The following is a 13,014-nucleotide window of genomic DNA, read 5'->3' on the forward strand; positions in this document are numbered from 1 at the left end:
CCTTGCCTGATTTTTTGAACAATAGTCATTTTGAATAATAGACCTTTTGAGCAATAGATGATTGAGAGTGTGAATATGAAAGCGAATCTACTGAAATCTTGTCGTGTCACCACCTTAGCCCTGGCCTGCACCTGGTCATTCTTTGCCGCGGCAAGCGAGTCGCCCCAGGAGGTCGAAGATGCCTCCTATGCATTGGGGGCCTCTGTCGGTCATTACATCTCGGGCAAGATCTATAACCAGGTCGACCTGGGTGCCCAGATTAAGGTCGATACCGTGATCCAGGGGGTGATCGACGCCCTCAAGGGTGAGGGCAAGATGTCCAACGAAGAGATACTGACTCACCTCAATGCCCGCGCGGAGTGGCTCAACAATGCCAAGGCCGCAAAGCTGGAGGCATTAGCCAGCAAGCATCAGGCCGAGGGTCAGGCCTACCTGGCGGCAAACCAGGCCAAACCTGGCGTCAAGGTGACTGAATCGGGTCTGCAATATGAGGTGATCAAGCAGGGCGACGGCCCTAAGCCGGTCGAGTCCGATGTGGTCACAGTGCACTATGTGGGTAAGCTGCTGGACGGCACCGAATTTGATAACTCTTATGAGCGCGACGAGCCCAACCGTTTCGCCCTGCTGTCGGTGATCGACGGCTGGAAAGAGGGGATCGCCCTGATGAATGTTGGCTCTACCTATCGCCTGACCATTCCTGCCGAGCTGGCCTATGGCAAGGAGGTGGTGGGCGTGATCCCGCCTGGCTCGACCCTGATCTTCGATGTCGAGCTGCTCAAGATGGAGGCACCCGGAGAGAATGCCCACGGCATGGGCCTTAGCGGTATGGGCATGGGCGGCATGATGGGCATGGGCCACTAGTTTAGGTTATCGGCAGTAGGTGCTTGTTATGATTAGTTTAGTGTTCGCCATGGCGGTAACCCTGGTCTGTTTTATTGCGCCCATCTGGCGCCACTATTTCATCCAAGAGGAAAACGCCCTGGCTGGCGATGCGACCATCCCTGCTAGGAAGCAGACCCTGACACCTATTGTGGTGACAGGCATGCTACTGCTGATACCACTTACCCTCTATGGCCTGCTGGGCCGCTTCAACGACTGGCATACCGGCCAGATCGACGAGAACATCGATTATTTGATCGCCGCCGACATCAACAAGAATGCGCGCATCTTGGATGACACGCCTCTAGACCGACTGGCCTTGCTTAACCTGGCCAATGCCTACGCCGAAGGGGGACGCTACAGCGAGGCGGTAGAGACCTTAGATAAATTACTGGCAATAGCGCCCGACGCCGAGCTGTATGGCATGAAGGCGACGGCGCTCTATTACCGTGATAACCGCGCCATGAGCCTGGAGGTCTCCCTCGTGATATCCCAGGCGCTGGCGCTCGACCCCGAGGAAGTGCAGTCATTGCTGCTGATGGCGACCCACGCTTATCTGAACAAGGATTTTCAGCAAGCGATCGTCCATTGGCGGCAGTTACTGGACAGCGATAACCCCAACATAAACCGAGCATCGATTAACAGTGCGATTGTCAACGCTGAGCAGAAGATGGCTAACCGTACCGTGACTGCATCTGAGTAAAAGTCACCAAAATGAAATATTCAATGAGGTCGGCATGCGTGCCGACGGATGGAGGATGCTGTGAGTGAAAATATAGAGAGACGGAGGTTCCTGAAATGCTTAGGAGCCGGCTCTTTGATGTTGGCACCCTTGGGGTGCAGCGTTAAGGAGCAGACAGCGCAAGACGCTGCACCGCACTATGTGATGGTGTTCGATCAAAACAAATGTGTGGGGTGTGGCGGCTGTAAGGAGGCCTGTAACAAGGCCAATAATCTGCCCGAGGGACGTTCGCGGGTGTTACTGGAGCAGCAGTCATCTGCCGTTGCCGGGCAGGCTTGCCCGCACTGCGGCAAGACAGACTGTGACTGTCAGCGAAAGTATGTGCGGGTCTCCTGTCAGCAATGTCAGAACGCCCCCTGTGTGTCTGTGTGTCCCACAGGCGCGGCCCATAGGGATCCTAAGACGGGCATAGTCACCATGGACGCCAGCAAGTGCGCCGGCTGTAAATACTGTATCGCCGCATGTCCCTACAACGCCCGCTATATCAACAGCGAGACGGATGTGGCCGACAACTGCGACTTCTGTCTGCAGAGCAAGTTAGCCAAGGGAGAGCTGCCCGCCTGCGTGCAGGAGTGTCGGTACGACGCCCTGGTCTTTGGCGACGCCAATGACCCCAACTCCTATGTGAGCCGCCTGCTGGCGGTGAAGGATTCGGTGCGGGTCAAGGCCCACTTGGGCACGGAGCCGAGCCTACGTTACATACCTATCGTTAAGTTGGGGGTATAGAGATGGACGGAACACTCGAATTTACCATGGGCCTCTCGGAAGGGGTCGCCTGGCCTTGGCCCATCGCCGTTTACCTGTTCTTCGCCGGTATCTCGGGCGGTGCGCTGTCGGTCGCCCTGTTTATCCGCTTCTATAAGCAGCAGAGCGCCAATACCCCTTTCCTCAAGGCATCGGCGCTGATCGCCTTCGTCACCATCGCCCTGGGCATGCTCTGTCTGGTGCTGGATTTGACCAATCCGCTGTTCTTCTGGCGCATCTTGGTCTACTACAACCTCAACTCAGTGATGTCGGTAGGGGTGATCGCCCTGTCAGCCTATATTCCGCTGGTGGCCCTGATCGCCCTGTTCGCGCTTGAGGAAGAGATACGTCGCCTGCCTATGCTGGCGCCGCTGCTACCCTTGATCGACAAGCTCAGACCCTGGCGTCGTAGCAGTGAGACTCTGGTGCTGGTGTTGGCGCTGGCGGTATGTGCCTACACGGGCTTCTTGATCTCGGCGCTCATCCGCTTCCCAATCATTAACACCTCTGTGTTGCCGGCCCTGTTCGTGGCCTCTGGCCTGTCGGCCGGCGCCGCGGCGGCCAAGATGCTGGCGGTGGGGCTGTTTAAGGAAGACAGACACAGCAGCGACATGCAGATTCTGCACGGCGCCGAGTGGCCCATCATGTTTGCCGAAGCCCTGTTCCTCTTCATGATCATCATGTCGCTGGTGACAGGTAACGCCGGTGCTCAGAGCGCCTTCGAGGCCTTCCACACTGGCAGCTGGTCCATGGTGTTCTGGCTGGGTGTCGTGGGTGTGGGTTTTGGCGGCCCTTTGCTGTTGAACTTCGCCACCGGCGAGCGCTTTAGCCATTCCTCTCAGGCCTTCTACCTCTCTGGCCTGTGCGCCGTGAGCGGCATGATGTGCCTGCGGATGTTTATCCTCTACGCCGGTCAGAACTTTGCTATCTGACCATCTTGCTCAGCCCCTGGGTGACAGGGGCTGATTTCCAGCTTAGGAGTCATAATGAGAGCCTTTATCTTCATCTTTATCAGCGCCTTGTTTATCTCGGGTTGTGGCGCCGCCGAGAGCGATACCCATAACCACGACGGCTTAGTGATAGGTAACCACGAGCGCTGCCACATGTGCGGCATGATGGTGAAGCAATACCCAGGCCCTAAGGGCAGTCTGGATCTTAAGGGTAACGAGATGCAGCCCAAATTCTGCTCCACCCGGGATATGTTTATGTTTGCCCTGCAGCCCGAGAATCGCCGTCAGGTCGAGGCGCTCTGGGTACACGATATGGCGGCGACCGATTGGCAGCATCCAGAGGATGAGCATTTTATCGATGCCACCAAAGCCTGGTATGTATATGGCTCAAATCGCAAGGCGGTGATGGGCGTTGCCGTGGCGCCTTTCTCCACTCTGGCTGCGGCTGAGGCCTTCGCCCAGCAGTATGGCGGTGCGGTATTCGAATATGACGAGATCACCCTTGAGCTGCTGTCGGCAAAATAGGCAACGCCTGATGCTTAGGCCGTCGTTCAGGCAGTCATTTAGCCTTTGGCGACGACAAGGGCAGTGCCTGGCGCTGGTCTTGAGTCTAGGCCTCTGCTTAGTGCCTCATTTGGCCCTGGGGGCCGATCAGTCTCAGATCATAAATATTGCTGATAGCGAGGCGCTGCGCACGGCGCTGGCATCTGCACCAAATGGCACCGAGATACGGCTGTTGCCTGGGCGTTATATAGGGCGTTTCGAGGTCGAACAGCCGCTGACCCTGCGAGGCGAGCCAGGCGCGGTCATAGATGCCCAAGGCGCAGGTTCGGCGCTGGTAGTCAGCGCGTCCGGCGTGACCCTTACCCGGCTGACGATACGTAACTGGGGGCGGGATCTCTACGAGAAAGATGCCGCCATTCGTCTGCTGCCTGGCGCCAACGAGGTGACCATTGTCGCCAATGAGCTCAGTGGTCCTGGCTTTGGTATCTACGCCAGCGAGGTGAGCGACCTTAAGCTAAAGGACAATCAGATTGAGGGGGAGGCCGAGGCCTTCTTGCTGGATCGCGGTGATGGCATTCATCTGCTGAAGGTGAACTATCCCCATGTCAGCGGCAATCGCATCAAAACGGTGCGCGATGGCATCTACCTGGAGTCTGGCGTCGGTAGCCGTGTCTATGGCAATCATCTCTCTGAGCTGCAGTACGGCCTGCACTATATGTATACCAAGCAGGATGAGGCCATGGATAACCTGGCCTGCCGGGTCAGTGGCGGCTACGCCCTGATGAACTCAGAGGGAATACGCTTGGTGTTTAATCGCGTGCGCGAGGCCAAAGAGTTTGGCGTGCTGCTTAACCTTACCCATGACGCCGAGATCCAGGCTAATCAGATCGAGGCCACCCAGATGCCCAATAGTGTCGCCGGGGATCTCTTTAGCGAGGGCAAGGGGCTGTTTGTCTACGGCGCCAAGCGCAATCAGATCAGCGGTAACTATATCGCTGGTAATCAGATCGGCATCGCCATGGCGCTCGGCGGCGAGGACAATCTTGTCTATCAAAACCAGTTTCTGGCCAATGCCACTCAGGTGCGTTACGTGGGAGAGACGCGAGTGGAGTGGAGTCTTCAGGGGCGGGGAAACTATTGGAGCGATTATCGGGGCTGGGATCTCGATGGCGATGGTATCGGCGATGGTCAACATCTGCCCAATGACAGTTTAGATCGCCTGTTTTGGCTGTACCCGGAGGCGAAGTTCTTGATGGAGAGTCCCCTAGTGAAATTATTGAAGTGGCTGGATAACCAGCTGCAAGGCGAACATTCGGTCGGCGTGGTCGACAGTCATCCCGTGATGACGCCGCCACCTCATCTTGGCCCCGCCGCCTGGGAGGCATTATGAGTCAGATGGCGGTGAGCTTTAAGCAGGTGAGCCACTATTTCGATGAGCTGTGCGCCTTGAATGATCTTAGCTTCTCTCTGCCCGGGGGGAAGTTGATGGCGCTGCTGGGCCATAACGGCGCGGGTAAGTCGACACTTATAAAGATGATCTTAGGCCTGCTGCATCCCAGCCAGGGGGAGGTGAGTGTGCTGGGCCAGACCCAGAGGCAGGCATCGAAGGTCGCCTCGACCGACATCGGCTACCTGCCGGAGAACATCAGTTTTTACGATAAGTTGACCGGCCATGAGGTGCTGAGTTACTTCGCCGCGCTTAAAGGGGTCTCAGCCCGGGCGGTCGCCCCCTTGCTGGAAGAGTTTGGCCTGGGTTATGCGCAGCACAAGGCGGTTAAGGGCTACTCCAAGGGGATGAAACAGCGCCTGGGGTTTGCCCAGGCAATACTAGCGCAGCCCAGACTGCTCTTGCTGGATGAGCCGACCGTGGGGCTGGATCCCCAGGCGTCTCAGTTTATCTATCACAAGCTTAAGCAGCTGACCGCCCAGGGCTGCACGGCCATCGTCTGTACCCACGAGTTACAGCTGGTGGAACCGCAGCTGGACTTGGCCTTAGTGCTGGGGCGGGGCAGGAGGCTCGCCTTCGGCACCCTGGATGAGCTGGTGCTTAGTTGCGACCTGGGTGTGCGTATGGCCCATCCGGCCCTGGCTCGCCTGGTCGAGACCCACCCCCTATTACAATCTTTTTATCGAGATGGCGACCTGATTTGCCCCGTCTCACAACGCGAGGTGTTGATGAAGTACCTGACCCTAGAATGCCAGCTATTTGATGTGAAGGTGACACTTCCTGAGCTGGCCCAGGTGTACCATGCCAAGATGGCGCAGATGCAGGTGATGAGCGAGCTGGGGCTCAGCCTTACCTCGGGAGAGCTATGATGTCGACCTCAGTAAAACGGCCGAGTCTCCAGCTTATTCGGGTGATCGCCACCAAGGAGATGAAGGATAGCGTGCGCAATCGCTGGGTCATGGTGGTGTTTGCCATCTTCTGGCTGCTGGCCCTTTGTATGACCTTTGCCGGTAGTGCCGTGAGCGGCACACTGTCGCTGCCGAGCCTGAGCAGTGTGGTGGCCTCCTTGACCACCATCTCGGTATTTATCATTCCGCTGGCGGCCATCTTGCTTAGTTATGATGCCTTCGTGGGTGAGGAGGAGGCGGGCACCCTGCAGCTGCTGCTCACCTATCCCGTGAGCAAGTCGCAGATCCTCGTCGGCAAGTTGCTGGCCCATGGCGGGGTGATCTTTACCGCCATCGCCAGTAGCTATGCTAGCAGTGCCGCGATGCTGATCCTCTTTGGCCGAGGTGAGCCCTGGGGCGAGATTCTATCGTCATTCGCGCTGCTGATCGCCAGCAGCTGTCTGCTGGCGGTAATCTTCATCCTCATCAGCTATCTAGTCAGCCTGAAGTCGGCGGAGAAGGCCCGGGCCGTCGGCAGTCTGTTAGCCCTCTGGTTCGCCCTGGTGCTTATCTATGATCTATTGCTGTTGCTGCTCTTGGTGGCGGATCTTGGCTATGCCAGTCAATGGTTGGTGAATCTGCTCATTCTATTGAATCCGACCGATCTCTACCGCGCCACCAATATGCTTGGTGCGAGTGCCCCGCTGGGCAGTTTAGGCCTGCTGGCCCAGTATGAGTGGAGCCTGCCGCTGTTGCTAAGTGCCGGCGTTGCCTGGCTCTTGTCGCTGCTCTATTGGACGCGACGCGTGTTTATTCACAAGCTGGTATAGCCCTTGGCATTCTCTAGATAGCCGGGATTTGGGCGCTAGTTCACACTCTGAGTCGCGGCCTGAAATCCTGGCCTGGGATTTGAGTGAGTAGTCACGGTAATTTTTGGCGAATGTTAATAAAATGCCAAAGATAACAATAAGATATTTCTAATTAACGGTTAGGAATTATTGAGGTGTCAGGTGTTAAAAATTACGCCATATCTTGAGTTCGATGATGAGGCGCACCAACTACACGATCGTACCTGTGGCGCCACGATAGGGCTGAGCTTTTCCGAGTCGGCGGTGTTGGCTCACCTGCTTTCGCAGCCCGATGCCATCTGCGACAAGGAGGCCTTGATTGCTGTGGGTTGGCCCGATCGTGTGGTGGCGGCAACCTCGCTGACTCAATGCATCAGCACCCTGCGCAAGAAGCTGGAACCCTTTCCCGAGATACAGTTAAAGACCATAGCCCGGCGTGGTTATCAGCTCCATGTTTCGCCTAAATCCCATGTGACCATGTTGGCGGTAAGCGATGCGGGCTCGATCAAAGATGCGCTCATCGATGTCTCCCTTATGGTCAAGGTCAGTGGCATTCTGATCTTGCTGGGGATAGTGGCGACCCTCTGGTATCAGAGTGATTATCACCAGGTGATGAAGCATGCGGCCAGATGGGCCTCGGATCATGAGATCAATCTCGACATTGGTGGTACCACCCGGCCCGTGACGCTGATAAACCCCAAGGGGGTCGATAGCCTGCACCCTTCCATGTGGCAGAAGCATATCGCACCTGAGAGCAATAGCATCCAAGGGTTTAATAACTTTGGCGGCTTTGCCTTTACCGATGGCAACCACTATTCGATGGCGCTCTGCGATCTGGATGAACGCGGCGAGTGTCGCCGGGACAAGATAGTCAACCTGACGGCGATCGATCTTACCCCGGCGGGGCTCAACATGGTGGAATTTGTCGAGCTGAGTAAGCGGATGGAGGAGCGGATTCGCTATAACCGTATCCTTATCCCGCCTGGTGAGGCTGGCGGTGACCTGGTGGAACATCACTACAATGGTGACGTCTATTTTCCCGTGGCCGACGAGTTGTTGGTACGCGCCGACATAGGGATCTCTCTGGTGTATGAGCAGCCCCTCGGCGGCAAGTTTTACTCCCGCGCCTGTATCACGGACCAGGACTGTCTGACCACGCCGATTAAGTATCAGATCCGCGGCGAGTTCGAGCAGTATCGCCAGAAGCTGGGGCAACTGGATGTGGACGTGTTTCATGTGAAGGTGAGGCAGAAAGATCTCATCATGCCCGATGTGGTGAGTGCCTCGGCGATGCACTTCTACCGCGAGATCCGCAAGCACAACATTCGCGATGAAGAGTTGTTTTATATGCGGGTCCATGCCGACAACGGCACGGCGGTGTGGGTGGTGCCTCTGCTGGGCAGCCTGGTGGCCTGGACCAAATATGAGAAGGTAGCGCTTTAGCCGAATCGTGTTAGGGCTTGAATCAAGTTAGCCCCGGTCTCGCGGACCAGGGCTAAGCGCAGATGAGATTTACTTGATGAAGGCGAAGGCGTCGCCGTAGAGGTGTTCCTCTTCGACGCCGATCTCGCGGAAGACTTCGCGGGCGACGCCGACCATGTCAAAACGCCCGGCGATATAGATGTCGTAGCCGTTGAGGCTGACATAGTCTTGCTTGATCTGAGCCAGTAGGTTGGCCGTCTTACCCTGCCAATCTGGCGTCGACTCTTCTACCACGGGCACGAAATGTAGCCAGGGGTGATCCTGGTGCCACTGGCGCGCTAGCGACTCATAGTACATGGCGTCCTGGTTACGACAGCCCCAGTAGAGGGTGGTTTCGACTTTCTGTTCCAGGGCAATCGATTGCTCGACGATACTCTTGATGTAAGAGAAGCCAGTACCACCTGCGATCAGCAGTCGTGGTCTGTGGCTGTCGCTGCGCAGGAAGGCTTCACCGCCCGGCGCCTCGATGTCGATATATTCGCTCTGTTGTAAGCGTTCAACCACCTGCATGGGGTAGCTCTCGCTGACCGCCGCGCCAATGTGCAGCTCGATCTGCTCGTTACCCGGTGCCGAGGCGATAGAGAAGGGACGTTTATCTTTTTCACCCATTACGACGCAAAGGTACTGCCCAGCTTTAAATTCGAAGCTGGTTTCTGGGGTTAATGTTACCTGATAGACGGCATCATTAAAGGCGGTAACATGTTCAACTTTACAACGTATGGTGTTCATTGGTTTTCCTTTCAGACCCTCTCTGTGGAGGTTTAGCACCTCTGAATACCCGATTAAATTGTTCGGGTATTCAAAGGGTTGACTTCTTTGATTTATTTTTAAAATTCAGGCGATTAGTTTATGCCTGATATTGATTATAGTGTCGGAGCATCGTCTATGCCCAGGTCATCCCAGATCGCATCGATTCTCTGTTTGACCGCTTCGTCCATGACGATGGGGGTGCCCCACTCGCGGTCGGTCTCTCCTTCCCACTTGTTGGTGGCATCCATCCCCATCTTGGAGCCGAGTCCGGCCACAGGAGAGGCGAAATCCAGGTAGTCGATAGGGGTGTTGTCTATCATGACGGTATCGCGTTTAGGATCCATCCGGGTGGTGATGGCCCAGATGACATCGTTCCAGTCGCGGCAGTTGACATCCTCATCCACTATGATGATGAACTTGGTGTACATGAACTGGCGCAGGAAGGACCAGGCGCCCATCATCACCCGCTTGGCGTGCCCTGGATACTGCTTGCGGATGGAGATCACCGCCATGCGATAGGAGCAGCCTTCGGGCGGCAGATAGAAGTCGACGATTTCAGGGTATTGCTTGCGCAAGATAGGCACGAACACCTCATTCAGTGCCACACCCAGCATGGCGGGTTCATCGGGTGGCCTGCCGGTATAGGTGCTGTGGTAGATGGCGTCGCGTCTGTGGCTGACATGGGTCACTGTGAAGACGGGGAACTCGTCGGTTTCGTTGTAGTAACCCGTGTGATCCCCGTAGGGGCCCTCTTCGGCCATCTCGCCCGGTTCGATATAACCTTCGAGAATGATCTCGCTGGTGGCGGGCACCTCGAGATCGCAGCTCAGCGCCTTACATACTTCGGTGCGCTCGCCCCGAAGCAGGCCGGCAAAGGCGTACTCGCTCATGGCGTCGGGCACAGGCGTCACGGCGCCTAAGATGGTTACGGGGTCGGCGCCCAGCGCCACCACAACCGGGTAACGCTCGCCCGGATGCTGCTCTTTAAAGTCTTTGAAATCCAGCGCGCCGCCGCGATGATCCAGCCAGCGCATGATCAGCTTGTTCTTGCCCAGTAGCTGCTGGCGGTAGATACCTAAGTTTTGTCGCTTCTGCCTCGGACCCTTGGTGATGGTCAGTCCCCAGGTCACCAGCGGGGCCACGTCGCCAGGCCAGCAGTGCTGAATAGGCAGCTTGGTGAGATCCACCTCATCGCCGCTGACCACCACCTCCTGGCAGGGGGCGTTGCGCACTGTCTTGGGTGGCATGTTCAGCGCCTGCTTGAACATAGGAATCTTGGAGATGGCATCTTTAAAGCCGCGTGGCGGCTCAGGTTCCTTGAGGAAGGCCAGCAGCTCGCCCACATCGCGCAGGGCGAGGGGATCTTCCTTGCCCAGTGCCATGGCAACGCGTTTTGGGGTGCCAAACAAGTTGGCCAGCACAGGCATTGTCTTGCCGACAGGATTTTCAAACAGCAGCGCCGGACCCTTGGCTCTCAGCACACGATCGGCGATCTCCGTCATTTCCAGATGGGGATCGACAGGGTGGGCGATGCGCTTAAGTTCGCCATTGGCTTCGAGGTGATCGATAAAACTGCGTAAATCCTTAAAACTCATTTGGAAATACTCGCGTTGAGAAAAATGTGATATGGCGCGCACTATACCATTTATGGGCGCTATTCCCAAATAGCTTGCGTCGGCTTTGCGACCCCGGCATGGCAAGATTTTCAGGGGGTATAATTAAGGGTAAGATGCGGTAAACCCCTTGAGAGTGAGGTGGCAAGATGAAGCCCGATTTGAAACCTTTATTGCTCCTGGCTGGCGTGCTTTGGCTCGGGGCCTTGCCGCCCGTGTCTAACTCTGCCTGGGCGCTCAAGATAGACGATGAATTCGAGGTAGATCCCGACTTTGGCGTGGACCCAGATTGGGAGTATCGCCCCGACTGGGACAGGGACTTCTATGATCCCTGGCGCTGGCGTATCGGCATAGGCACAGGTTTTCCCTACTGGCGCCATGGCAGCTATGGCTATTGGCGTGATGGCTGGCGTTCCCCCTACCGTTACCAGCCGCGCAAATACCGCAAGCCTAAACCGCTCGCACCGCCGCAGCAAGTCACCACGAGTTTCACCCAGAGCGATGCCATTAAGAGCCTGCCCGCAAACGCCAGGGTGAGGGTGAAAGAGGGCAGAACTGTATATGAATGGCAAGGGGTAGAGTATATCTATGATTGGAATAGCGACAGCTACGTCAAGCTTAAGTAGCTGTCACCCTGTTGCTTCTCTTTAGGGATTAGATGGGTAGCAGCCAGCGCTCGCTTCTAAACCAATAGTAGTGCTCAGGATCGTTGGAGAAGGCTACCCTGTGGGCCTTGCCGGTGATCTCTTCGCGTGGAACGAAGCCGATGACGCGTGAGTCGGCGCTGGCGTCGCGATTATCCCCAAGCGCCAGATAGTGCCCCTCGGGGACAGTTACCGGGCCGAAATTGGCCAGCCTCGAGGGTTGGTCATTCAGCCTGATGGCGTGGGGCTTGCCGGGCAGGGTCTCTTGCCAAACGCTAAAGGCTGCTTGCCCGGCATTATCTGCAAGTGCCTGCGGCTCGGCGCGATAGTTGAGGGCCGCGCCGTTGAAATAGAGGCGGTTGTTGCGCATCGCCAAGGTGTCGCCGGGCAAACCTATGATGCGTTTGACCAGCTTCTTGTCGGCCTTGGCCGAGTCGAAGGTGATGATGTCGCCACGCTCCGGGTCGGCCAGCTTCATCAGGCTGACATGGGTGAAGGGCAGGCGCAGATCGTAGGCCAACTTGTTCACCAGTATGCGGTCGCCCTGCACTATGGTGGGCAGCATGGAGCCGCTGGGCACATGGTTCCAGTCGGCCACCGCGCTACGAAAGACCAGCATCAGGCCGATAAACAGAATGAACTGGCGGTGGTGTTTCACTTGTCGCATCACTTTTTTAAGCATACCAACTCCTTGGAAAGTAAAGTGTCTTAGCATCAGACGCCGCATCGTCCAAGTGGTTCCTGCTGTGTTATCCCAGAAGCGTAAGCAAATATTTTTGCTCTGCCGAGCTCGGCATTGATATAGTGCTGCCTGTTGTCCTAAGGCCATACCCATGGAGAGAGAATGAAGTACCAGTGGATATTATTTGACGCCGATGAAACCCTGTTTCATTTCGACGCCTTTAAAGGATTACAGCTGATGTTTTCGCGCTTCGGTGTGGATTTCACCCTAGCCGATTTCGAAGAGTATCAAACGGTTAACCTGCCTTTGTGGGTGGATTATCAAGACGGCAAGATCAGCGCCCGTCACCTGCAGGTGACCCGTTTCGAACGTTGGGCCGAGAAGCTTTCTGTGACCGCCGAGCACCTTAATTCGGCGTTTCTCACGGCCATGGCCGACATCTGCACCCTGCTGCCTGGCGCCGCCGAGCTGGTGGATGCCCTCTATGGCAAGGTGAAGATGGGAATCATCACCAATGGCTTTACCGACCTGCAGACGGTGCGTCTGGAGCGTACCGGCTTGCTGCATGCCTTCTCGCCCGTGGTGATCTCGGAAGAGGTGGGGGTCGCTAAACCCGATGTGGCGATCTTCGAACACGCCCTGTCGCAGATGGCTCATCCGCCCAGAGAGCATGTGTTGATGGTGGGAGATAATCCCCATTCGGATATTCAGGGTGGGCTTAACGCCGGCTTCGATACCTGTTGGCTCAACCGCGCCAGTCAGCCAGTCCCCGAGGGGATCACGCCTCACTATCAGGTGGCATCACTCACCGAGCTGCAACACCTGCTGCTTAAGGGCTAATG

The 13,014-nt window shown here is 56.5% G+C and carries 14 protein-coding genes; 11 read left to right on the forward strand and 3 right to left on the reverse strand.

The annotated features are described in order from the left end of the window. Window positions 1–75 precede the first annotated feature (75 nt). The 9 genes from SHEW_RS01815 to SHEW_RS01855 all read left to right on the forward strand — a co-directional run bounded on the left by SHEW_RS01815 (window position 76) and on the right by SHEW_RS01855 (window position 8,444). A complete protein-coding gene (locus SHEW_RS01815) occupies window positions 76–861 on the forward strand; it encodes an FKBP-type peptidyl-prolyl cis-trans isomerase (RefSeq protein WP_150099934.1) in 786 nt (261 codons plus the stop codon). A 28-nt stretch (window positions 862–889) separates the two neighbouring features. After that, on the forward strand, window positions 890–1,582 hold the full coding sequence (locus tag SHEW_RS01820; protein ID WP_011864157.1) for a tetratricopeptide repeat protein: 693 nt from the start codon (window positions 890–892) through the stop codon (window positions 1,580–1,582). Window positions 1,583–1,642: 60 nt separating this feature from the next. Beyond that, a complete protein-coding gene (locus SHEW_RS01825) occupies window positions 1,643–2,347 on the forward strand; it encodes a 4Fe-4S dicluster domain-containing protein (RefSeq protein ID WP_041406878.1) in 705 nt (234 codons plus the stop codon). A 2-nt stretch (window positions 2,348–2,349) separates the two neighbouring features. After that, window positions 2,350–3,297: an NrfD/PsrC family molybdoenzyme membrane anchor subunit gene (gene nrfD / locus SHEW_RS01830; protein ID WP_011864159.1), complete on the forward strand. Its 948-nt coding sequence runs from the start codon at window positions 2,350–2,352 to the stop codon at window positions 3,295–3,297. 54 nt (window positions 3,298–3,351) lie between these two features. Then, entirely contained in the window at window positions 3,352–3,840 is a 489-nt protein-coding gene (locus SHEW_RS01835) for a nitrous oxide reductase accessory protein NosL (protein WP_011864160.1), read from the forward strand. 100 nt (window positions 3,841–3,940) lie between these two features. Next, window positions 3,941–5,209: a nitrous oxide reductase family maturation protein NosD gene (gene nosD / locus SHEW_RS01840; RefSeq protein WP_041406879.1), complete on the forward strand. Its 1,269-nt coding sequence runs from the start codon at window positions 3,941–3,943 to the stop codon at window positions 5,207–5,209. After that, window positions 5,206–6,135, forward strand: coding sequence for an ABC transporter ATP-binding protein (locus tag SHEW_RS01845; RefSeq protein WP_011864162.1), 930 nt, complete (start codon window positions 5,206–5,208; stop codon window positions 6,133–6,135). The genes nosD and SHEW_RS01845 overlap by 4 nt, the downstream gene beginning before the upstream one ends. Next, window positions 6,132–6,983, forward strand: coding sequence for an ABC transporter permease (locus SHEW_RS01850; protein WP_011864163.1), 852 nt, complete (start codon window positions 6,132–6,134; stop codon window positions 6,981–6,983). The genes SHEW_RS01845 and SHEW_RS01850 overlap by 4 nt, the downstream gene beginning before the upstream one ends. A gap of 180 nt (window positions 6,984–7,163) precedes the next feature. Then, on the forward strand, window positions 7,164–8,444 hold the full coding sequence (locus tag SHEW_RS01855) for a winged helix-turn-helix domain-containing protein (RefSeq protein ID WP_011864164.1): 1,281 nt from the start codon (window positions 7,164–7,166) through the stop codon (window positions 8,442–8,444). Window positions 8,445–8,513: 69 nt separating this feature from the next. Here the strand turns inward: SHEW_RS01855 and fre are convergent, their stop codons facing one another. Both fre and ubiD read right to left on the reverse strand, forming a co-directional pair. Beyond that, window positions 8,514–9,212: an NAD(P)H-flavin reductase gene (gene fre / locus SHEW_RS01860; protein WP_011864165.1), complete on the reverse strand. Its 699-nt coding sequence runs from the start codon at window positions 9,210–9,212 to the stop codon at window positions 8,514–8,516. Window positions 9,213–9,346: 134 nt separating this feature from the next. Continuing rightward, window positions 9,347–10,828: a 4-hydroxy-3-polyprenylbenzoate decarboxylase gene (gene ubiD, locus SHEW_RS01865; RefSeq protein WP_011864166.1), complete on the reverse strand. Its 1,482-nt coding sequence runs from the start codon at window positions 10,826–10,828 to the stop codon at window positions 9,347–9,349. A gap of 167 nt (window positions 10,829–10,995) precedes the next feature. On the opposite strand from ubiD, the gene SHEW_RS20060 reads away from it, so the two are divergent. Continuing rightward, a complete protein-coding gene (locus tag SHEW_RS20060; RefSeq protein ID WP_011864167.1) occupies window positions 10,996–11,472 on the forward strand; it encodes a hypothetical protein in 477 nt (158 codons plus the stop codon). Between the two features lie 28 nt (window positions 11,473–11,500). Here SHEW_RS20060 and lepB read toward each other — a convergent pair whose 3' ends face one another. After that, complete coding sequence (lepB, locus tag SHEW_RS01875) at window positions 11,501–12,172, reverse strand: signal peptidase I (RefSeq protein ID WP_041406300.1); 672 nt, start codon at window positions 12,170–12,172, stop codon at window positions 11,501–11,503. A 162-nt stretch (window positions 12,173–12,334) separates the two neighbouring features. Between lepB and yjjG the strand changes: the two genes are divergently transcribed. After that, on the forward strand, window positions 12,335–13,012 hold the full coding sequence (gene yjjG, locus SHEW_RS01880; protein ID WP_011864169.1) for a pyrimidine 5'-nucleotidase: 678 nt from the start codon (window positions 12,335–12,337) through the stop codon (window positions 13,010–13,012). Window positions 13,013–13,014: the final 2 nt, after the last annotated feature.

It is taken from the genome of Shewanella loihica PV-4 (genome assembly GCF_000016065.1).
GTDB classification, from domain to species: domain Bacteria; phylum Pseudomonadota; class Gammaproteobacteria; order Enterobacterales; family Shewanellaceae; genus Shewanella; species Shewanella loihica.

What these genes read in the sequence shown, in the direction of transcription:
- SHEW_RS01815 (WP_150099934.1), top strand. Translation starts at nt 76, where the DNA reads ATGAAAGCGAATCTACTGAAATCTTGTCGTGTCACCACCTTAGCCCTG.
- SHEW_RS01820 (WP_011864157.1), top strand. Translation starts at nt 890, where the DNA reads ATGATTAGTTTAGTGTTCGCCATGGCGGTAACCCTGGTCTGTTTTATT.
- nrfD (WP_011864159.1), top strand. Translation starts at nt 2,350, where the DNA reads ATGGACGGAACACTCGAATTTACCATGGGCCTCTCGGAAGGGGTCGCC.
- SHEW_RS01835 (WP_011864160.1), top strand. Translation starts at nt 3,352, where the DNA reads ATGAGAGCCTTTATCTTCATCTTTATCAGCGCCTTGTTTATCTCGGGT.
- SHEW_RS01845 (WP_011864162.1), top strand. Translation starts at nt 5,206, where the DNA reads ATGAGTCAGATGGCGGTGAGCTTTAAGCAGGTGAGCCACTATTTCGAT.
- SHEW_RS01850 (WP_011864163.1), top strand. Translation starts at nt 6,132, where the DNA reads ATGATGTCGACCTCAGTAAAACGGCCGAGTCTCCAGCTTATTCGGGTG.
- fre (WP_011864165.1), bottom strand. Translation starts at nt 9,212, where the DNA reads ATGAACACCATACGTTGTAAAGTTGAACATGTTACCGCCTTTAATGAT.
- ubiD (WP_011864166.1), bottom strand. Translation starts at nt 10,828, where the DNA reads ATGAGTTTTAAGGATTTACGCAGTTTTATCGATCACCTCGAAGCCAAT.
- SHEW_RS20060 (WP_011864167.1), top strand. Translation starts at nt 10,996, where the DNA reads ATGAAGCCCGATTTGAAACCTTTATTGCTCCTGGCTGGCGTGCTTTGG.
- lepB (WP_041406300.1), bottom strand. Translation starts at nt 12,172, where the DNA reads ATGCTTAAAAAAGTGATGCGACAAGTGAAACACCACCGCCAGTTCATT.
- yjjG (WP_011864169.1), top strand. Translation starts at nt 12,335, where the DNA reads ATGAAGTACCAGTGGATATTATTTGACGCCGATGAAACCCTGTTTCAT.